Origin of the sequence: Bradyrhizobium sp. C-145 (assembly GCF_023375135.1) — a bacterium.
GTDB lineage: Bacteria > Pseudomonadota > Alphaproteobacteria > Rhizobiales > Xanthobacteraceae > Bradyrhizobium > Bradyrhizobium zhanjiangense.
Genome location: NZ_CP088150.1, coordinates 8,781,053 through 8,799,945, shown reverse-complemented (window position 1 = coordinate 8,799,945; position 18,893 = coordinate 8,781,053). Strand labels below are relative to the sequence as shown.

General features: G+C 60.0%; 17 protein-coding genes and 3 pseudogenes. 14 read left to right on the top strand and 6 right to left on the bottom strand.

What is annotated here, in order from left to right; translation table 11 throughout:
- Window positions 1-72: 72 nt before the first annotated feature.
- From LRP30_RS41435 to LRP30_RS45155, 6 genes are read left to right on the top strand one after another with little or no spacing between them, the layout of a single operon-like run.
- Complete coding sequence (locus LRP30_RS41435; protein ID WP_249758553.1) at window positions 73-945, top strand: SDR family oxidoreductase; 873 nt, start codon at window positions 73-75, stop codon at window positions 943-945.
- Window positions 946-968: 23 nt separating this feature from the next.
- Window positions 969-1,934: a D-2-hydroxyacid dehydrogenase family protein gene (locus tag LRP30_RS41430; RefSeq protein WP_249758552.1), complete on the top strand. Its 966-nt coding sequence runs from the start codon at window positions 969-971 to the stop codon at window positions 1,932-1,934.
- A gap of 34 nt (window positions 1,935-1,968) precedes the next feature.
- Window positions 1,969-2,274 (top strand): antibiotic biosynthesis monooxygenase, encoded by a 306-nt coding sequence (locus LRP30_RS41425; RefSeq protein ID WP_249758551.1) that lies wholly within the window; start codon window positions 1,969-1,971, stop codon window positions 2,272-2,274.
- Window positions 2,275-2,324: 50 nt separating this feature from the next.
- The gene (locus tag LRP30_RS41420; protein ID WP_249758550.1) at window positions 2,325-3,464 is read left to right on the top strand and encodes a CoA transferase; all 1,140 of its coding nucleotides are present in this window, start codon (window positions 2,325-2,327) and stop codon (window positions 3,462-3,464) included.
- 34 nt (window positions 3,465-3,498) lie between these two features.
- Window positions 3,499-3,825, top strand: coding sequence for a flavin reductase family protein (locus tag LRP30_RS45160; RefSeq protein ID WP_256477648.1), 327 nt, complete (start codon window positions 3,499-3,501; stop codon window positions 3,823-3,825).
- Window positions 3,780-4,133, top strand: a complete 354-nt coding sequence (locus LRP30_RS45155) for a flavin reductase (protein WP_256477647.1) — start codon at window positions 3,780-3,782, stop codon at window positions 4,131-4,133. Before LRP30_RS45160 ends, LRP30_RS45155 begins: the two co-directional genes overlap by 46 nt.
- A gap of 32 nt (window positions 4,134-4,165) precedes the next feature.
- Here the strand turns inward: LRP30_RS45155 and LRP30_RS41410 are convergent, their stop codons facing one another.
- Entirely contained in the window at window positions 4,166-5,500 is a 1,335-nt protein-coding gene (locus tag LRP30_RS41410; RefSeq protein WP_249758549.1) for an MATE family efflux transporter, read from the bottom strand.
- 445 nt (window positions 5,501-5,945) lie between these two features.
- Here LRP30_RS41410 and LRP30_RS41405 point away from each other — a divergent pair, with 445 nt between their 5' ends.
- From LRP30_RS41405 to LRP30_RS41390, 4 genes and pseudogenes are all read left to right on the top strand, one after another.
- Window positions 5,946-6,557, top strand: coding sequence for a glutathione S-transferase family protein (locus LRP30_RS41405; protein ID WP_249758548.1), 612 nt, complete (start codon window positions 5,946-5,948; stop codon window positions 6,555-6,557).
- Between the two features lie 34 nt (window positions 6,558-6,591).
- Window positions 6,592-7,794, top strand: coding sequence for an ABC transporter substrate-binding protein (locus LRP30_RS41400; RefSeq protein WP_249758547.1), 1,203 nt, complete (start codon window positions 6,592-6,594; stop codon window positions 7,792-7,794).
- A gap of 120 nt (window positions 7,795-7,914) precedes the next feature.
- Entirely contained in the window at window positions 7,915-8,793 is an 879-nt protein-coding gene (locus LRP30_RS41395) for an MBL fold metallo-hydrolase (protein WP_249758546.1), read from the top strand.
- 162 nt (window positions 8,794-8,955) lie between these two features.
- Window positions 8,956-10,022: pseudogene (locus LRP30_RS41390) on the top strand (NADP-dependent oxidoreductase).
- A gap of 92 nt (window positions 10,023-10,114) precedes the next feature.
- Here LRP30_RS41390 and LRP30_RS41385 read toward each other — a convergent pair.
- Window positions 10,115-10,201: pseudogene (locus LRP30_RS41385) on the bottom strand (hypothetical protein); the annotation flags it as partial.
- A 732-nt stretch (window positions 10,202-10,933) separates the two neighbouring features.
- Here LRP30_RS41385 and LRP30_RS41380 point away from each other — a divergent pair.
- Window positions 10,934-11,062, top strand: a pseudogene (locus LRP30_RS41380) (IS110 family transposase); the annotation flags it as partial.
- Between the two features lie 40 nt (window positions 11,063-11,102).
- Here LRP30_RS41380 and LRP30_RS41375 read toward each other — a convergent pair.
- Window positions 11,103-12,563 carry an FAD-dependent oxidoreductase gene (locus tag LRP30_RS41375; protein ID WP_249758545.1) on the bottom strand — a complete coding sequence of 487 codons (1,461 nt, stop codon included), beginning with the start codon at window positions 12,561-12,563 and terminating at the stop codon, window positions 11,103-11,105.
- A gap of 170 nt (window positions 12,564-12,733) precedes the next feature.
- Between LRP30_RS41375 and LRP30_RS41370 the strand changes: the two genes are divergently transcribed.
- Window positions 12,734-13,702 (top strand): LysR family transcriptional regulator, encoded by a 969-nt coding sequence (locus LRP30_RS41370; RefSeq protein ID WP_249758544.1) that lies wholly within the window; start codon window positions 12,734-12,736, stop codon window positions 13,700-13,702.
- Window positions 13,703-13,735: 33 nt separating this feature from the next.
- Here the strand turns inward: LRP30_RS41370 and LRP30_RS41365 are convergent, their stop codons facing one another.
- Window positions 13,736-14,215, bottom strand: coding sequence for a MarR family winged helix-turn-helix transcriptional regulator (locus LRP30_RS41365; protein WP_249758543.1), 480 nt, complete (start codon window positions 14,213-14,215; stop codon window positions 13,736-13,738).
- A 220-nt stretch (window positions 14,216-14,435) separates the two neighbouring features.
- On the opposite strand from LRP30_RS41365, the gene LRP30_RS41360 reads away from it, so the two are divergent.
- Together LRP30_RS41360 and LRP30_RS41355 are read left to right on the top strand one after the other, a co-directional pair.
- Entirely contained in the window at window positions 14,436-15,227 is a 792-nt protein-coding gene (locus LRP30_RS41360) for an SDR family oxidoreductase (protein ID WP_249758542.1), read from the top strand.
- Window positions 15,228-15,381: 154 nt separating this feature from the next.
- Window positions 15,382-15,909, top strand: a complete 528-nt coding sequence (locus tag LRP30_RS41355) for a nuclear transport factor 2 family protein (protein ID WP_249758541.1) — start codon at window positions 15,382-15,384, stop codon at window positions 15,907-15,909.
- Window positions 15,910-16,694: 785 nt separating this feature from the next.
- On the opposite strand, the gene LRP30_RS41350 is transcribed toward LRP30_RS41355, so the two are convergent.
- The gene (locus LRP30_RS41350) at window positions 16,695-17,900 is read right to left on the bottom strand and encodes an ABC transporter substrate-binding protein (protein ID WP_249758540.1); all 1,206 of its coding nucleotides are present in this window, start codon (window positions 17,898-17,900) and stop codon (window positions 16,695-16,697) included.
- Between the two features lie 30 nt (window positions 17,901-17,930).
- On the bottom strand, window positions 17,931-18,890 hold the full coding sequence (locus tag LRP30_RS41345; protein WP_249758539.1) for a nitronate monooxygenase: 960 nt from the start codon (window positions 18,888-18,890) through the stop codon (window positions 17,931-17,933).
- Window positions 18,891-18,893: the final 3 nt, after the last annotated feature.

Here is an 18,893-nt window from a genome sequence, read left to right as displayed (position 1 = left end):
TGCATTGGAAACAGATCGGTTTCCATAGATCGTTACGTCGGCGTGCGTAACCCAACAGGGAGACATCCGAAGATGTTCTCGGGCCATGTACTCAAAGGGAAGAAGATCCTCATCACGGGAGGGGGAACGGGCATCGGCAAGAGCCTGGGGACCCGCTTTCTCGACCTGGGCGCGGAGATCGTGATCTGCGGCAGGCGCGAGGAGGTGCTCAGAGGCACGGTTGCAGAATGGACGAGCAGCGGGGGCAAGGCCTCTTATGTGGTCTGCGACGTCCGTCAACCCGACAAGGTCGAGGCCATGTTCGAGGAGATCTGGCGCGACCGGCCCCTTGACGGGCTCGTCAACAATGCGGCGGGCAATTTCATCGCGCGCACCGAGACGCTGTCTGCACGCGCATTCGATGCGGTCATCAATGTCGTTCTGCATGGCAGCGCCTACTGCGCCATGGCTGCCGGCAAGCGGTGGATCGAGGGCAACCACAAGGGTACCATCCTCTCCATCCTGACGAGCGCCGCCTGGCAGGGCAGGGCGTTCATGGTTCCGTCGGCAACCGCAAAGGCCGGCGTGCTTTCGATGATGAAAAGTCTGGCGAATGAATGGGGCCCCAAGGGCATCCGCACCGTCATGGTTGCCCCCGGAATCTTTCCGACCCCCGGTGCATCCGCAAGGCTCTATCCCGACCCGGCCGAATATGAAGCGCAAGTTGCGCGCGTCCCCGTGGGACGGGTGGGACAGCATACCGAGCTCGCGGATTTCTGTTCCTATTTGATGTCGGAATACGCCGGCTTCATCAATGGCGAATGCATCGCCATGGATGGAGGCGCTTCGCTGGTCGAGGGCGGCGGCGGAACGGTTCAGTATTTGCACAATTGGGGTCCTGAGCACTGGGAAGAGTTTCGCACCCGGGCGGCAAGAACTGTCGCGTCCCAGTCTGGTAAGGCGTGAAGTTGTCGATCGGCGGTGCTCCCATGAAGGTCGCAATACTCGACGATTATCAGAACGTCGCCGCCAAGTGCGCCAATTGGTCTCTGCTGCCCGCGTCGGCCGAGCTTACGTTCTTCAACGATCATGCTGCCGACGCCGACGCGCTGATTGCGCGACTTGCGCCGTTCGATGTCGTCTGCGTGATGCGGGAACGCACACCGTTGACGGCGGAAATCATCGCTCGCCTGCCGGCCTTGAAACTGATCGCGTCGACCGGTCCGCGAAACGCATCGATCGACGTCGGTGCCGCCCGGGCGCGCGGCATCGAAATCGTCAACACCGGCTACAATTCCTACCCGACGATCGAGTTGACCTGGGGCCTGATCCTGGCGAGCGCGCGCAACATCGTGACCGAAGCCCAGGCAGTGCGCGCCGGTCAGTGGCAGAAGACGCTTGGCGTCGGTCTGCACGGCAAGACGCTGGGCATCGTTGGGCTCGGGCGGGTCGGCGCCGGTGTCGCACGTGTCGGTCTTGCGTTCGGCATGAAGGTGGTCGCCTGGAGCCAGAATCTCACCACCGAGAATGCGGCCGAACACGGTGTGACGTTGGCGACCAAGGAAGAGCTGTTCCGTGCCTCGGACATCATCTCCGTACATCTCATCCTCAGCGACAGGTCGCGCGGGCTGGTCGGAAAGCCCGAGATCGGCCTGATGAAATCGTCCGCATGGCTCGTCAACACGTCACGAGGTCCGATCGTCGATGAAAGCGCCCTGATCGAAGCGTTGCGGGCAGGCCGGATCGCGGGCGCCGCGGTCGATGTTTTCGATCGGGAGCCGCTGTCGGCGGAGCATCCGTTCCGGTCGCTGCCGAATGTGCTCGCGACGCCGCATATCGGGTACGTCGCAGACGATCTCTACCGGACATTTTATCAGGACACCGTTTCGAACATCGTTTCGTGGATGGCGAAGCGCGACGAGCCGATCCGCGGTAGAGGAGCCGAACCGTGCTGAAAAGAATCCGTCGCAGAAAAATTGGGACCAAGAGATGATCCAGGTAGTCGTGGAAATCGTTGCGAAGACAGGTCAGCGGGACGCCGTGCTCAAGGCGTTCAAGGCGAACGTGCCCGCGGTGCATGCCGAGCAGGGCTGCATCGAATATTCGGCGTTCGTCGACGCGGCGGGCTTCGGTGCGTTGGCGCCATTCGGCGACGACACGTTTGTCGTGGTCGAAAAATGGGAGTCGGCCGCCCATCTGAAGGCCCACGCCAAGGCGGCTCACACGTTGGAATATCAGGCCAAGGTCAAGGACCTGATCGAAAGCCGCACTATCCACGTGCTCTCGCCGGCCTAGGCGAACTGCACGGAACGTCATCGTTCGTCCAACAAGGAGGCCGTGCCATCATGCCAATGAGCGGCATCAAGGTCGTCGAAGCTTGTTCCAATATCGCCGGACCCGTGACGGGTACGATCTTCGGCGACCTCGGCGCGGAGGTCATCAAGATCGAAAAGCCGAATGGCGGCGATGACGCGCGCGGCTGGTCGCCTCCCGTGATCCACGGCATGGGCGCCAGATTCCAGGCGATCAATCGCAACAAGCTGTCGGTCACGCTCGAGCTCAAGAACGCCAAGGACCGCGACCAGCTCAAGAGGCTGGTCGCGGAGGCGGATGTCTTCGTTCACAACATGCGTCCAGGGGTCGCCGAATCGCTCGGGCTGTCGGGGCCGGAAGCGCTCGCGCAGAACTCTCGCTTGGTCTATTGCGCGATCGGCGCCTACGGATCGAAGGGACCTTGGCGGACCTGGAGCGCCTATGACGGTCTTGCCCAGGCGCTATCGAGCCAGATGTTCGGCAATGGCGAGCCCGACGGGGAGCCGCTGCTCGTCGCCGACGCGCTTGTCGACAAAGGCGCCGGGATGTGGGCGGCAATAGCCATCCTCGCCGCGCTACACGATCGCGTCAAAACAGGCAAGGGCAGCATCGTCGAGACTTCGCTGCTGGAAGCTGCGCTGTTTTGGCGCGACGGCGCGTTCGCGCAGTATGTCGCCAGTGGACGTTCTCCGCGTCGTCCCGGCAATGGTTCCGCGCAAGTCGTTCCTTATGGCGTGTTCCCGACGGCCGATCGGCCGATCATGCTCGGCCTTGCCGGCGATGGCCTGTTCGCTGCGTTCGCAAAGCTGATCGGTCGCGGTGAATGGGCAAGCGACGAGCGCTTCGCCAGGAACTCGGCGCGCGTCGCAAACCGAAGTGTTCTCGAAGCGATGATGGGGGAGGCGCTTTCGACCAGGAAACGCGACGAATGGGTTGAATTGTTGGGATCGAACGGAATCCCCTGCGCGCCGATACTCGACCCGGCGGAGGCATTTCGACATCCTCAGGTCCAGGCCTTAGGGATATTTCAGTCGCCGCCGGACCTCGAAATGCCACTCGTTTCCGCGCCGTGGAGCATCAACGGTGTTCGGCCGCCGGTGCGCCGGCGTGCTCCTTCGCTCGGCGAGGACAATGCAGCTGTATTAGGCAAGGGTCGGTCTTCTCCGACCTAGGTCGGATACGGAGTCGCGACCGGCGGACATCGACATGGAATTCAGATTTACCGAGATTGACCCCAAGATCAGATACAAGCTTTTGTCTGCGACCGTGACGCCCCGGCCCATCGCCTGGGTTTCAACGCTTGACGAGGCCGGTCGCACCAATGCCGCTCCGTTCTCGTTCTTTAACGCGTTCGGCGAAGATCCGGCGATTGTCGGGTTTTCCATCCTGCATCGATCGCCTGGAGATCCGAAGGACACCGGCCGTAACATCGCGAGATCGGGACAATTCGTCGTCAACCTCGTGAGCGACGATAATCTGGAGCAGATGTGTCTGCCATCGAATTCGGACCTGATGTCGACGAATTCGCGGTAGCGGGTCTGACGGCCGTCCCATCGACCATGGTCAGGCCACCGAGAATCGGCGAAAGCAAGGTCGCCTTTGAGTGTCGCCTGATGCAGACCGTCAAACTGGGCACAATGCGAACGCTTGTGTTGGGTGAAGTCCTATTGATGCATGTCCAGGACGGCTTGGTCATTGACCGCGAGCGAGGTTGGGTCGACACGCGAGGCTTGCGCCTGGTCGGTCGTAGCTCGGCCGGGAGCTACGTCAGGACGAACGACGTCATCGAATTGCCTACCCTGTCTCCGGAAGAGTGGCAGCTCCTCAATGGCGTGCAGTGACCTCTTTCAGAGGAGCTATAATCACGCCCATCCTATGCCGGGCATTTCGTCGCGCTCTCGTTAGGGCCGAATCCGCTTTGCCTGATCAATCCCGGCAGGGCGAAGCAACCGAAACTCGCCATGCCGACCGCGACCGACAGGAATATCCAGTGCACGCTTGCTCCGGCATGGAGACAGCCTAGTCCTCCCAGGATGGCCACCGCCGCACGCAAGCAGGCACCCGCAACCGGCCATCTCATCCCGCCTGTGCCCTGACCGACGCAATACATTGCGTATCCGATGCCGAAAAAGCCGAACATCGGGCCGACTGTCCTGAGGTAGTCTGAGCCGGCGACAATAACCCCAGTATCCCTGCTGAATGCACCGATCCAAACTTCCGGCCATATCGCTGCCGCAAGTCCGACGCTCTCGGCGGTCAGGCCGGCCAGCAGAACCGTCGTCCAGGCTACTCGCAAAGCGCGATCTATGCGCCCAGCTCCGATATTCGTGCCGATCATAATGCCTGCGGGCCCACCTATTCCGTATGACAAGGGAACCAAAAGGAATTCGAGGCGTGCGCCGGCTCCATATCCTGCGAGTGCTCCGACGCCTGCCACGGCGACGAAGCCGGTGACGATCGCGATCGTGAGATTGGTGGTCGAACTCACGATTGCCGACAAGCCGCCGATCCGGAGAATCTCGCGAATTGGCGTCCATTCCAGGCGGGGTGGCACGTAGGGCGGACGTAGAACGCCGCTTCTTCTCCAAAGATGAAAGATGAAGATGAGGCTTCCTATCGCGTAATAGATGAGAATGGCGATGGCCCCGCCGCGCACTCCGAAGGCCGGAAAATGGGCGTAGCCGAAGATCAGGACGGCAGACAGCGGAACAAGGATGACGGCGCCGCCGCAAACGACAATCAGGGGCAGCGCCATGTTGCCTGTGCCGCGTACGGCCGCCAACATCAGGTTGAACGTCCAGATCAGGATGGCCCCGCCGAAGATCAGATGCGAATAGACGAGAGCTGCCGAAAGCGATGCGCCATGCGCGCCCATGCTTTCGTAGAAGCTGGGACCGAACCACAGCACGGCCGCTGTTGTTAGCGAACCTAAACCGATGGACAGCGCCAACGCGCCCCACACTAGTCTGCCGGCGCCCTCACGGTCCCCCCGGCCGAGTGCGCGAGCGATGGCCGTAACGACACCGCCGCCGACGGCGCCTTGCGACAAGGCGCCGATCCAGGAAAGCACCGGAACGACCAGAGAAACACCGGCCAAGACATCGACGCCGAGCCGGGCGAGAAAATACATCTCGACCAGACCGATCGATAGCTGAGCGAACATGACCAATGCGTTCGGAATCGCCAACATCAAAAGCGTGGGAACCACGGGCTCGTCCAAGAGCTGGCGTGTTCGTCGATCGAGGTGACTCGCTGACTGCATCCGAAACCGTCCCTTGCCTTGCACGATGGAAACAGATATGTTTCCATGTATAGGTGACGAACTTCGCGAAAGCAACGAAGCCAGGTATCCAAAAGCGGATCGGACCCATGCGCCGATCCATGGTCCGAACCTGGTGCAGTTGTGAAGCGGAGCAAGCGGACCAAGAACAGCCACGCCGTCTTGTGCGGCGGATTTCCTCATCGCCACGGTATTGCGCTTGGAATTAAAGGAGCGAGCGTCATGCATGAGTTCTGCGTCGTACCGCAACTCTTAATCGGCAAGCATTGTAGCGCGGAGCTCGCGCTAAAAGCCGCCTTCGGCAGTCGCCGCGATATTTGTTCATCCCACGTCGAGGTTGTTCACCTCGCTCGTCTCGGATCTTGGGGGGTCTATGAAGCTCTACTACGCTCCTAACACAAGTGCGGTCGGCATACGTATCTTGCTCGAGGAAATCGGCAAGCCCTACGAAATCGTGTCGGTCGATCTGCGCGCAGGCGAGCAATATCAGCCTCCCTTCGCCTCCATCAATCCGAAATCCAAGGTGCCGACCCTTGTCCGGGACGACAACTCCGTGCTGACGGAGTTTGGGGCTATCGCACGTTGGCTCTCGCGTACGAATCCAGAAGCGGCTTTGTTGCCAGCGGATCCCGAGCCAGAAGCCCGAGCGACGGAGCTGTTGGACTACGTCGTTGGAACGGTCCACATGCGAGGCTTCAGCCGGATGATCGTTCCGATGGTGTACGGGCCAGCAGCGCAACGCGAAGATATCGTTGCTGCCGGAAGACGCATCGTGACGAGAGGCTTCGAGATCATTGACGCGGGTCTCTCGGGCAAGTCTTACGTCGCGGATCGATACAGCTACGCCGATGCAGCGCTTTTCTACGTCGAGCGATGGGCGGAGCAGTTTTCGATGCCGATGCCGGCCAATTGCAAGCGACATTACGAAGCAATGAAGAAGCGTGCGGCAGTCGCGCGCGTGCTCGCCGCCGATCGAGCGGAATGAAGCGTGCCAACCCAGAACCCCGAGGAGGAATCATATGTTGAAATGGGCAGGACTTGCTGCGGCAACATCCGCGCTGTGGGCGTCACTCGCCTTCGCCGAGAATGCGCCCGGTGTCACGGCGACCGAGATCAAGGTGGGGGGTACTTTTCCGTTTAGCGGCCCGGTGTCGAGCGTCGGATCAACCGGGAAGGGGCTGCTGGCCTATGTAAGCTATCTCAACGACAAGGGCGGCGTCGGAGGGCGAAAGATAAACTATATCGCGCTGGACGACGCATATAGTCCACCGAAGGCCGTGGAGCAGATTCGGCGTTTGGTCGAAAGCGACGAGATCGCATTCCTCTTCAGCCAGCTCGGAACGCCCAGCACTGCGGCAACTGCGAAATATCTGGCGGCGCGCAAAGTGCCCAATATCGCCATTCTAACCGGCGCTCCTGCCTTCACGCAATTCCGTGACTATCCTTACATTACGACAGCTCTCCCGAGCTTCGACATCGAAGGACGCATCTACGCGAAGTACGTGAAGAAGACCCTGTCTCCCAATGCGAAGATTGCGGTCCTCTATCAGAACGACGATTTCGGTAAGGGATATTTGTCGGCATTCAAGGCGGTCTTCGGTGAGGAGTTCGCTCGGCGCGCCGTGGTAGCGGCTTACGAGGTGTCTGAGCCGACGATCGAGTCGCACATAATCAACTTCAAGAGTGCGCAGGCCGAGGCACTCTTCATCGCTGGAACGGGCAAATTTGCTGCCCAGTCCATCCGTCGTTCAAGGGAGATCGGATGGAAGCCGCTCACGATCATCAACTTCCCCTCAGGCTCCACGGCCGGCACGATCATTCCTGCCGGTGTCGACAATGCGGTCGGGGTGGTCACGGGCACGTTTTCAAAGGACCCCACAGATCCGAAATGGAGCAACGATCCTGACATAGCGAATTATCGGGCGATTATGGGCAAATACCTCCCTGGGGCGGATATCGCGGACACGGGATATCTGATCGGCTATCGTCAGGGTATGCTTCTCGAGCAACTCCTGCGGCAGTGCGGCGACGATCTCTCGCGCGAAAACGTTCTTAAGCAAGCGAGAAACTTTAGGGACTTAGTGCTTCCGACAGTTCTGCCCGGCATCAAGATCAATACGAGCGAGACGAACAGCAAAGCTTGGACGCAGCTTCAGCTTCAGCGTTGGAATGGATCGACGTGGGAATTGTTCGGCGAGGTTCTGGACGCTGATTCCGAATAGCTCCTCACTTTCGGAGCGCGCGTCATCGCACGCGCGCCCCGTTGACCGCAAAACCTGTTGACACTACAGTTCATGGAAACAAGGTAGTGTCCACCTAAATCTAATCGGAGTTGAAAAGACATGAATTCATCTCCTGCGCAGCAAATTCCAGGAGTCTATCACCGCAAGATCGGCGATATCGTCGTCACTGCGATAAGCGACGGCTACAACGACGGAAACCTCGACATATTGCGGAACGTCGATGCCGATCGGGCGAGGGAGATCTTGGTCGGTGCCTTCCGTCCCGTGCGCAGGATCAGCATCAACGCGTTCATCGTACACACCAAGGTTGGTCCGGTGCTCATCGATACCGGTACCGGAGGGTCGCTGTCGCCGACGAATGGTTTTCTGATTCGAAACCTCGCGGCGGCCGGGTTGAGGCCGCAGGATGTCAGGTCGGTTCTGCTGACCCATATGCATCCTGACCATTCCGCCGGCCTTACCAATACCGAGACCGGCAAGCCTTTCTTTTCCAACGCAGAGCTCGTCATGCACCAGGCCGAACCGCGCTATTGGCTGGACGATGGCGAGATGGCGCGCGCGCCCAATGATCGCGTCAAGGCGATGTTCGAACATTCGCGCAGCCAGATTGCACCTTACAAGGCGCGGACGCGGCTATTTGTGGGCGGAGAAGTGCTCCCCGGCATCGACGCGGTATTCATTCCGGGGCACACGCCGGGCCACACCGGATACATGATCTCATCCGCAGGACAGCAACTGCTCATCTGGGGCGACGTCGTTCATGTGCCCGAGGTTCAGGTTGCCTTGCCCGACGCCGGAACGAATTTTGACGTGGACTACGAGCAGGCGGTGAGGTCGCGCAAGAAGATACTCGATCAGGTCGCGACCGACAGGTTGCTGGTGGCGGGAATGCATCTGCATTTCCCGGGCTTCCACCACGTGGCGCGCCAAGGCGACGGATATTTGTTGCACGCGGAAGCGTGGCATCATGGGCTGTGATTACGGTAGCGAATGTCTGGGAATGATTGACGATAACGTCTGTTGAGCGAGGGGCGTCTAAAGCAGACATGCGCGCCGCGGATCCTGGCGCAGACGGCGTCAACATTGGCGTTACAAAGGACGCGGAAGCGTCTTCCTGTTACGACCCGAGATGGAGTTCATATGGGAGATCGGGTAGCGAAAAGGATTGTCTTGGCGGCCCACCCGGAAGGCAGTGTCAAGGAAACAGATCTTCGTATCGAAACGGTAGCCGTTGCGGATCCCGGCGAAGGAGAAATCCTTCTGCGCACGAAATACCTGTCGCTCGATCCCTACATGCGAGCCAGAATGGAGCCGGTCAAATCCTATGCTCCACATCTGAACATCGGAGACGTGATTGTCGGCCAGAGTATCTGTCAGGTCGTGTCATCTCGTCGTCCCGACTTCCAGGTCGGAGACATCGTTCTTGCTTACACAGGATGGCGGACGCTGACGCTTTCGAAAGGCGATGGGGTGCGCAAGATCGATCCGAAGGTGGTGCCGGTGACGTCCTCGCTCGGAGTTCTCGGGATCGGCGGCTTCGCGGCCTATGTCGGCCTGCGTGAAATCGGCCGGCCAAAACCGGGAGAAACGGTCGTCGTCGCGGCGGCGAGCGGTGGTGTCGGTGCGCTCGTCGGCTAACTTGCGCGAAAGGTAGGCGTCCGTGCCCTCGGCATTGTCGGAGGCCATGAGAAGTGCGAGTTCATCAGGAACGAGCGAGGCTTCGATGCCGCCATCGACCATCGGTCCGACGAATTCGAGAAACTGCTGGCGAAAGCGTGTCTGAGCGGTATTGACGTCTACTTCGAGAACGTGGGGGCGCGGTCTTCGCCGCCGTGTGGCCGTTACTCCACGCGCATGCGCGGATGCCCATTTGCGGACTGGTGAGGCAATTCGGCGAGCCGACCGCTTCCGGACTGGATCGACTACCAGGCGCAATGCGTCAAATCCGGTCGAAGAGTCTGCTGATACGTGGATTTCTGATCACAAATTTCAGCGAGCTGCGTCCGGACTTCGAAACCGAGATCATCGCCGGACTCAACGACGGCACGATCCGTCAACAGCAGGATATCACTGAGGGTTTCGAGTAAGCCGTACCTGCCTTTAACCGGATGCTCGAAGGGCGGAGCTTCGGAAAGTCCGTCGTGAAAGCGGCTTCTGGACCGGGAAGTCACGCAGAGTCCGGCGGCCGTGCGTTGGAAGGGAATTGAAATCAATTGCTTCCTTCGCCTATCAGCTGCCGCGATCTTTGCATACAGGCCGATGACGTGCTCGCCATCATCCAGTCGAGCTCGACGCTTGGCATCGGCTGCACCAACGCTTTCACCTCTTCGCCGAGGTCCGCATTAGGCACGCCGAAGACGGCGGCATCGGCAACTTTGGGATGGGTTGATGTCACTTCGGACCGGCCGATCAGTCCGAACGTTCACCGACGACAAAATCACGATGAGGCGGACAAATTGGTGTCTAAGCTCGTGATTAGGTCGTTTAAAAAGACCGAACGGCGCTGACTGATGTACCGCCCTTCGTAGCCGCCCTACGAGATATCCGCCGGCGCAGCACTCACTTGGCCGTTGTTGCAATGATCTTCCGAATTGATCTGCGCAACCACCGATTACCGGGATTTGCCGAAATGCTCTCGTATCCATCCGGGAGTAACACCTAGTTGACGGTGGAACGCCCGTCGCATCTGCTCTTGCGATCCGAATCCGCATCGCGATGCCACGACTGACGGCGGGGCGCTGGTCGTTTCCAGCATCATGCGGGCGCGCGAAACCCGGAGCAGTTCGATGGCCGCGGCAGGCGATTGTCCGACCGTTTGGGTGAAGCGCCGCTGAAAGGTCCGCGGGGACTGTCCCGATGTCTTTGCCAGCTCATCGATTGTCCATGGACGTTTCAATGACGAACCCACCAACTCCATCAATCTCCCATAGTAGCCGGGACTTGACTGCTGTTGCAAGGCCAATGGTTCGCTGAACTGCGCCTAACCACCGGGCCTGCGCAAGTAGACGACCAGATTGCGCGCTATCTGCGCGGCCAATGCCTGTCCGTGGTCTTCCTCGATTAAGGCCAACGCCATATCGATTCCGGCGGTTACCCCGGCCGAAGTCCAGATTGCGCCATCTTTCAGCAATCCAACGACAGCGCAATCGTTGTGATCGGCGTCGAAATTATAACGAACTCGTTCCACGTCGTGGCACACGATCAGCGGGGTGCAATCGTGCTTCGACAGAAATGGTCGCGTGGGCGCCCGTGAGGCCGTGCTCCCCTTTTCAACTCAATTCCACCTGTCAGCCGCGGAATGAAGAGATTTCGTCCGGGCGCACGTGAGCAAGATAACCGTCTGGGCGCACGAGCACCGAAGCGAAGTTAGCGAACAACCCATCATTGCCTTCGGGTGCCAGGTTAACGCTCGTGACCCATTCCTCATTCGAAACGGTTTCTCGATCCGGGACGCGTTGCAACCGGACCCAGCGGCCATCCTCAAGAAAACGATAGAGTGTAGTCCGCGAACCGTCCTTCAGCACGAGATCCATGTCGGGAAGACGCTGTCCGCTTACTCCGTTCCGATGCTCCCAGCCCGGATCGGGCAGGAAAAGCGGGTCGGGATAGGCGACACCGAAGCCAGAACCCTCAGCAGCGAGTTGGCGGTTGACACCAGCCACATGCAGGAAATCATCGAACGCGTCCCGCAGCGCAAGCGCGGAGGGATCGAATTTACAGAAGAGAGCAACCTGCGCGAGGGTGTTGCGGCGGAGCACCTCGCCAACCGGCCGACGCTCGCGTTCATAGGTATCGAGCAACGCTTCGGACGCGGCGCCGCGTAGAACGCTCGCCAGCTTCCAGCCAAGGTTCACTGCGTCCTGGATGCCGACGTTCAGGCCCTGGCCACCCATTGGGGCATGGATATGTGCGGCATCGCCGGCGAGGAAAATGCGGCCCTTCCGATAGCGCTCTGCGAGTCGCGTTTCGTCGGTGAAGCGTGTGAGCCAGATCGGATCGCGCGGGCGAAAATCTGTCCCTCCGATGCGGGCCGCGGTGGCTGCAAGTTCAGCGAGCGGTATAGGCTCCGCCGCGGACACGGGCGCATCCACCACGACCCTGTGATGTACGCCGTTGCCACAGGACACCACAAACAAGGCGCCGATTTCGTTCACCACCGTGAGCACTGGTTGTGGCGGTGGCGCGTCGAGTACGGCCTCTGCCAGCATGAAAGCGTGGTGTGCTGGATGGCCGGCGAAATCGATGCCGGCTGCACGCCGCGTGAAGCTACGAGCGCCGTCAGCTCCGACGACATAGCGTGCAGAAAAACGGAAAGACGCCTTGTCGTTTCGGCCCTCAAGGACAACGCCGTCCGCACATGGCTCTGCTGTTTCGACGAGATGGCCACGCCTGATATCCACACCAAGTTCCAGCGCCCGCTCTTCGAGCAGCGCCTCGGTCGTTGCCTGAGGCAGGAACAGCATAAAGGGAAAGCGCGTGTCGAAGACCGAGAAATCTAACGGAGTGCCAAGCCCTGCGTAATGACCCTTTGGGATCGGGTGGCCGCGCGAGAGGAAACGATCAGCGAGCCCGCGCAGGGCGAACACCTCAAGGGTCCGGCCTTGGATCGCCAGCGCACGGGATTGAGTGACAGGCTCGGCGCGTCGCTCCAACACGGCGACGCTCACTTTTGCTAGAGCGAGTTCGCAGGCAACCCACAGCCCGACGGGACCAGCGCCTACCACCAGGACGTCGAATTCGTTGCTCAAGGACTTGGTACTCCATCTATATGCTCAAGAGAGCTAGTGCACGACGATGTCCGGCCACCTCCAGGCACGGCCTGTTGATGGGTGGAGGTCTGGACCGGAAATAAGATTGTCACTAGATAGGCGATCGAGAACGTGCCGTTTCCCAAACGAGGACAGCAGAGCATTCCCAAATGCACGACCTCAACGATCTGTTTGCCTTCGCCAAGGTCGTGCAGCATGGCGGGTTTAGCGCCGCAGCGCGCGCGCTGCACGTAACCAAGTCTTCGCTCAGCAAGCGGGTCGCTAGGCTGGAGGAGTGTTACGGAGTACGTCTGATTGAGCGGTCAACTCGCGGCCTTCGGATCACGCCCGTCGGGAGGGCCGTCCACGAGCAGTGCGAGACGATAGTAGCTGCCGCAGAGGCCGCCGCCGTCGTCGCGGCCGAGGCCATTGCGCTTCCGAGAGGTACAGTGCGGGTCGCGTGTCCACCTGGTCTGCTATCAAACATTATGACACCGATGCTCTCGGGCTTCATGGCAGCTTATCCGGAGGTACGGCTGGCGCTCGCGGTCTCAAACCGGAGGGTCGATCTGGTGGAAGAAGGCTTCGACGTCGCGATTCGCGTGCGTGAACGGTTGGACACGAATCAAGATCTCATGGTCCAGCGGCTCGGCGTAAGCAGGCGAATTCTCGTCGCGGACCCGGCGCATCTGTCGCGACGCGCTCCGATCGGCGCGGTCACTGATCTTCCGAACGGCCCGCTGCTCACTGGCCAGGATGAAGTGATCGACGAGCGTTGGACTCTGTGGCACGAGGAAGGCGAAGAGGTCTTTATAGATTTCACACCGAGGCTTGCCTTTAGCGACCTTCAAGTTCTTTTGGACGCGACCTTAGATGGGGCGGGGATTGCGTTGCTTCCGGAAATCCATGCCCGGGAGGCTCTTGCCACTGGACGCTTGGTGCACATCTTGCCGGCTTGGCGTGCGCCGGACAGCATCGTCCATATGGTATTCACGAGCCGACGTGGGATGGCGCCGGCAACCCGGGTTTTTATCGACTATATGGCCAAGGAGCTTAGGCCGAAATTATCTGCGCGCGCACAGATCGATTCTGATCGAGATGTGGAATCGACGAATGGAGTCAGAGTGGCTTATACATAGCGCTCCAAGATCGAGGCCTGTCTAAGCCGCCGCCTAGAAGGCGTCCTCGAATTCTTCGGAGGTCAGGAGTTTCAACTCAGAGCGGAGCTTCGCCGCGCGCGCGGAGCCGAACGCCTTTTCAAAGCGGCCCTGCGCCTTTTGCCAGAGCAGCATTGCTTCCTCGAATTTAGCCACCCCGGCGGGCGTAAGACCGACCCGCTTGACCCGGCGATCTCTTTGCTCGACCCGAAGCTTCACCAAACCATCGCGCATCAGTGGACCCAGGGAATGGCGCATGGCGGACAGATCCATCACGAGGCTCTTGGCGAGCTCTGCCATGGTTGGATTGCCAAGATCATAAGTTTGCGTCAGCAAGCTGAACTGGGTTGCCTTCAGGCCGCTTGGCTCCAGCACGGCGTCGTAGAGCTTCCCCAGACGTCGGGCGGCTTTGCGGAGCGAAGCGTTGTTGCAGAAGCTCAGCATTTCCACTCCCGCAGTGGGCTTGGGCGCGAGGGGCTTGATGTCGTCTTTCAAGGCCGATCTCCGTAGTCGCAACATCAATATATCGTTCCGCGAACGGTGTGGAAGTGGTGGCTTATGCCGGTACCCTCAACCTGCCGACGGCGCTTGGCGGCATGATCACGCCTCTCTCACTTTTCCATGATGCTTCGGAAGCCTGCTTGCATTCGTGGCATATGCCAACAATAATAAGTGGCGTATCCCACTATTCCCAAGCAGCAGCAGGAGCGTGCGAGTGTCTGATCGAAAAGGAACCGCGGTGGTCACGGGTGCAACGAGCGGCGTGGGCGCCCTTTACGCCGCCGGCTTGGCCGAACGGGGATACAATCTTCTCCTCGCCGGTCGTCAACAGAAAGCGCTCGACGACGTCGCTAGGACGGTCAAGCAAAAAGCACATGTCAAAGTGGATACCTTCGTCGCCAACCTCGCCGACGCGAAGGATCTGGCGCGCATCGAGGCGCGGATCCTGGGCGATCGGGCGATCACCGCCCTCATCAACAACGCCGGCACCGCAAGCTTCGGCCCGTTCGCCACGCAGAGTTCAGTGGCGTCGGAGGAGACGACAGCGGTCAATATTACCGCGTTGACTCGTCTGACCCACGCGGTGCTCCCCGGCTTCCTGGCGCGCGGCGCTGGCTCCATCGTCAACATCGCGTCCGTGTTGGCCTTCCATCCGTGGCCGGAGTTCGCCGTCTACAATGCTTCCAAAGCCTACGTCGTGAGCCTTTCGCAGGCCTTGCAAGGCGAGGTCGCGGGCAAGGGCATCCTTGTACAGGTGGTTGTCCCGCCTGCGATAGACACCGATTTCTGGAACAAGGCCGGCTTGCCTGTCAGCAATCTTCCAACAGCCGCGGTGATGAAGCCGCAACAGCTGGTGGACGCGGCGCTGAAGGGCCTGGACCGGGGTGAGCCCTGGGTTTTCCCGTCGCTACCTGAACAGGCCGTATGGGATGACCACCAGAAGACGCGCCAGGCGCTCGTCGGCGGCCTGATGAATGGAGCGCTGGCAGCGCGATATGCCGTTTGATCGAAAGCGGACCCTGCCGGGGCCCGCCGGCGAGAACTTTTCAGCGAGTGCGGTGGCTTCCGTTCGTGCGGATGGCGCTACCCTGGATCAACCTGAGCATCGATGACGCGCAAACGCGTCGGCCGAAGCGGCGTCGAAACGGAGCAATGTTAGTATGACCAATTACATCAACTCGTCGATCGTTGCGATGCTACGGCGATTTGCGCACCCCATGCGCTATCCTCCGGTCGGGGCAGCCCTCCTTATTGTCCTCATGACAGTCGCAACGGGTGGCCACGCATCCGCTGCCGCGGACGAAGCCGAGGCACGGGCCTTCTTTGCAAAATTCGTTGCTGCGCAGAATGCGCATAACGCGGACAATGTGAAATCCATGCTCTGGAATTCGCCCAGCATGCTCTGGTTTTCGCGCGGCGTCGAAACCAGAGGGCGCGATGCGGTCGCCGCTCGGTTCAAGGAATATTACGAGGGCACGTGGCATCTTGAACCCGACATGTCGCAGTTTCACGTAGCGACGATCTCGGACGATGTCATGCAGATTCTTGTCCCGATCGTTTTCACGCGTGGCCTTCCAGGAAAACCGCCTCAAGACAACGCCTTTCTCATCAGCCAAACGTTCGTTCGCGATGCAGAAGGTTGGCATATCGCGTCCATCCTGCCGATCGCAAACACCCAGCTCAAATAGCCGCGGAACGTCTCATCGCGACGGGCCGGGCGCACCGCAGCAGCGTACAACGTTTGCTCTGCGCGGCTCGTGAAGGGTCCCGAGGATGTCGTCGAGATTCTTCAACTCGCCGCACAGCGGCCGCTGCGGTCCGAGGGGCCAGACGAGCGAATCCCTCGGCAATCAACGAACAGCATAGATCGTCGGACAGGAGCAAGCCCGGCATGCCGCGTCACGAATCTCCAGCCATCCCCGCAGAAGGCCTCCGGTTCGCGCCGCGAGAGGTCGGGATCGAGAAGCGCCCTGATGGGACTGTGAACAAGCGCTGAAGGGCGACCCCGGGGCTACGTGAGGGCCAACCCGTTGATTGAGTTTGTGAACTTGGCAGACAACCGGGGTCCCGATCGGCGCCGATCCGGACCACACCCGGAACGAATTCCCTCATGCTACATCAAAGCATTGCGGTCATCTAAGCTGGGGTCCCGCTTCGGTGCTTGTTCACAGTCAGGTTGCAGGTTTGAGTGCTCTCGGGCCCACCAGCGGATCAATGGCCTAGCCGGTGTACTCCATTGCCCCGCCGAGCCACTACACCAGAAACGCCCTGCTTGGTCGCCGTAGTTCAGCGCCGACAAACTAATGTTCCTCGTTCGATCTGACCATAGCCGTTTGCTTTCCATCGTAGAATCGGCGGCCTTCCCGCATGAAGCGGCTAACTAAACGGCGATCTTCGACCCCATCCTCGACCGGCCCGTCAACGGTCGACCAATATTTCGCTTAGCGCGGCATGCGACGCTCTCCGCAGTGCCTTACCTCAGCAGCTGGCAAGGACTGGCCAAGACCGGAAACGCTTCTTCTCCCGGCAACGTCTGAAGCAGCTTGTAGTCGTCCCATGAACCCTTCGACTCCAACTTGCGCTTCACTTCAAACAGATAGAAGTCGCGAACCGCCCGCCCATCGGCGCGCAGGCTGACGTCTTTGGAATACATGTCGTTGATTGGGGCCGCCTTCATCGACGCGGCAACAGAAATCCCCTCGGTCTTGCCGACGCTTTCGACCGCCTTCAGATAATGAAGCACCGAGCTGTAAACCGCCGCCTGCAGCATGTTCGGCGCCGCGCCCGTGCGTTCCCTGAACCGTTTTGTCCAAGCTCGGGTGGCGTCGCTCATGTCCCAGTAGAATGACTCGGAGACGACGACGCCCTGCGCAAAATCAAGGCCCAGCGCTTCGATGTCGTTGATCATAGCAAGCAGACCAGCCACCTTGATCGAATTGGTCCCCGACGTAAGGCCAAATTCAGCGGCCTGCTTCAGTGAATTGACTGCATCGGCACCGGCGTTGGCCAGCACGATAACATCTGGCTTGGCTCCCTGAGCCTGCAAAAGAAACGAGGAGAAGTCCGCAGTATTGATCGGGTGTTTCACGGAGCCGACGACGGATCCACCGTTCGCTTCGATGATCTTGGTCGCGTCCGCCTCCAACGCGCGACCTGCGGCGGCGTCGAGAGTCAGAAAGAAGAAGCGCTTTCCGCCGGACTTCATCAGAGACTTGATGCTCGTCGCGACCATCGCATGCGTGTCCCATGCCCAGCTCGAGATCGTTTCGGCACACAACTTTCCAGTTACGTCGGGCGAAACAACGCCGGAAAATGCAACGATCTTGTTGCGTGATTTCGCAATTTCCAGGATCGCCAAAGCAACGGATGAGCCGGCGCCGTCGAAGATGGCATCCACCCCCTCGTTGTCGTACCACTTTCTGGCGATGCTTGCGCCGATGTCAGGCTTTTGCATGTGGTCGGCGACGACGAGCTCGACTGGCCAGCCAAGCGCCTTCCCGCCGAAATCCTCGATCGCGAGCTCTGCCGCGACGACAGACCCCTTGCCGGTTATCGCTGCATAGGGGCCGTTCATATCTGTCAGAACACCGATTTTGACGCGATCATCTGCGGCTTGGACGTGCGCCAACATAGAGAATGTCGCAAGCGCGATTGACGCCAGCAGAACGCGTATTTGCATCGTTGATTCCTCCCCGCGATGATTTGCGTATTATTGCTGGGTGATGAGTTCGCCATGTCCTCCGACTTGGGCTCTGACAAGTCGGGTGACTCCGCTTTGGTATTCGGCCTTGAGCTGCTCGCAGAGAGTGCGGACGGACACGATTTCGGTGATCGCCCCCACGCCCTGACCGGCGGACCAATAGTCCTTCCAGACCTTTGGACTGATTTCCTCGGCCACATTGAATTGAACTGGCCCGCTCTCCGGCGGACGGAATTTCTCGATGGTTTGCTTGAGGAAGCTCGCTCCCATCCCCGAGATCTCATCCGTGAAGACGATATCTTCGATGCATGAGGAGACGATCATTTCCTTCTGGCCGCGGGAAGCCATGCTCTCCTCGGTCGCGACGAACCTCGTTCCAAGCGACACCATGTCGGCCCCCGCGGCGATCGCACCCGCGATCGCCTGCCCACTGCTAATCGCGCCGGCGAGGATGAGAGTCTTCTTCCCGACGATAGGCCGCAGTTCGCCCAGGAAGGCGAATGGATTGTATGTCCCCGCATGACCCCCGGCCCCCTGCGTGACCGCGATGATCCCATCCACGTTCGCTTCCAGCGCCTTGATCGCATGTCTGACCGTCGTCGCATCGTGAAATACAAGACCGCCATAAGCGTGGATCGCATCGACAATATCGCGCGTTATGCCAAGGGTCGTGACGACGATGGGAGCCTGGTACTTGATCGCAAGCGCCAAGTCGGGCGCTTGGCGTGGATTCGTGCGATGAATCCCGAACATGGGGGCAAACAGCGCCGAGCTCTCGTCGGGCAGACGGCGCCGAATTTCGATCAGCCATGCTTCAAACCCTTCGACCTTTCGCTGGTTGAGGGTCGGAAATGCTCCGACGACGCCGGCCTTGCATGCCTCGACGACGAGGTCCGGTCCCGACACCAGAAATAGCGGTGCGGCCATTACCGGCAGCTTCAGTCTTTGACGCAGTTTCTCGGGGATCATCCT

Bases quoted from the DNA above. Each gene is read 5' to 3' on its own strand.
- LRP30_RS41435 (WP_249758553.1), top strand. From the start codon at position 73: ATGTTCTCGGGCCATGTACTCAAAGGGAAGAAGATCCTCATCACGGGA.
- LRP30_RS41430 (WP_249758552.1), top strand. From the start codon at position 969: ATGAAGGTCGCAATACTCGACGATTATCAGAACGTCGCCGCCAAGTGC.
- LRP30_RS41425 (WP_249758551.1), top strand. From the start codon at position 1,969: ATGATCCAGGTAGTCGTGGAAATCGTTGCGAAGACAGGTCAGCGGGAC.
- LRP30_RS41420 (WP_249758550.1), top strand. From the start codon at position 2,325: ATGCCAATGAGCGGCATCAAGGTCGTCGAAGCTTGTTCCAATATCGCC.
- LRP30_RS45160 (WP_256477648.1), top strand. From the start codon at position 3,499: ATGGAATTCAGATTTACCGAGATTGACCCCAAGATCAGATACAAGCTT.
- LRP30_RS41405 (WP_249758548.1), top strand. From the start codon at position 5,946: ATGAAGCTCTACTACGCTCCTAACACAAGTGCGGTCGGCATACGTATC.
- LRP30_RS41400 (WP_249758547.1), top strand. From the start codon at position 6,592: ATGTTGAAATGGGCAGGACTTGCTGCGGCAACATCCGCGCTGTGGGCG.
- LRP30_RS41395 (WP_249758546.1), top strand. From the start codon at position 7,915: ATGAATTCATCTCCTGCGCAGCAAATTCCAGGAGTCTATCACCGCAAG.
- LRP30_RS41370 (WP_249758544.1), top strand. From the start codon at position 12,734: ATGCACGACCTCAACGATCTGTTTGCCTTCGCCAAGGTCGTGCAGCAT.
- LRP30_RS41355 (WP_249758541.1), top strand. From the start codon at position 15,382: ATGACCAATTACATCAACTCGTCGATCGTTGCGATGCTACGGCGATTT.
- LRP30_RS41350 (WP_249758540.1), bottom strand. From the start codon at position 17,900: ATGCAAATACGCGTTCTGCTGGCGTCAATCGCGCTTGCGACATTCTCT.
- LRP30_RS41345 (WP_249758539.1), bottom strand. From the start codon at position 18,890: ATGATCCCCGAGAAACTGCGTCAAAGACTGAAGCTGCCGGTAATGGCC.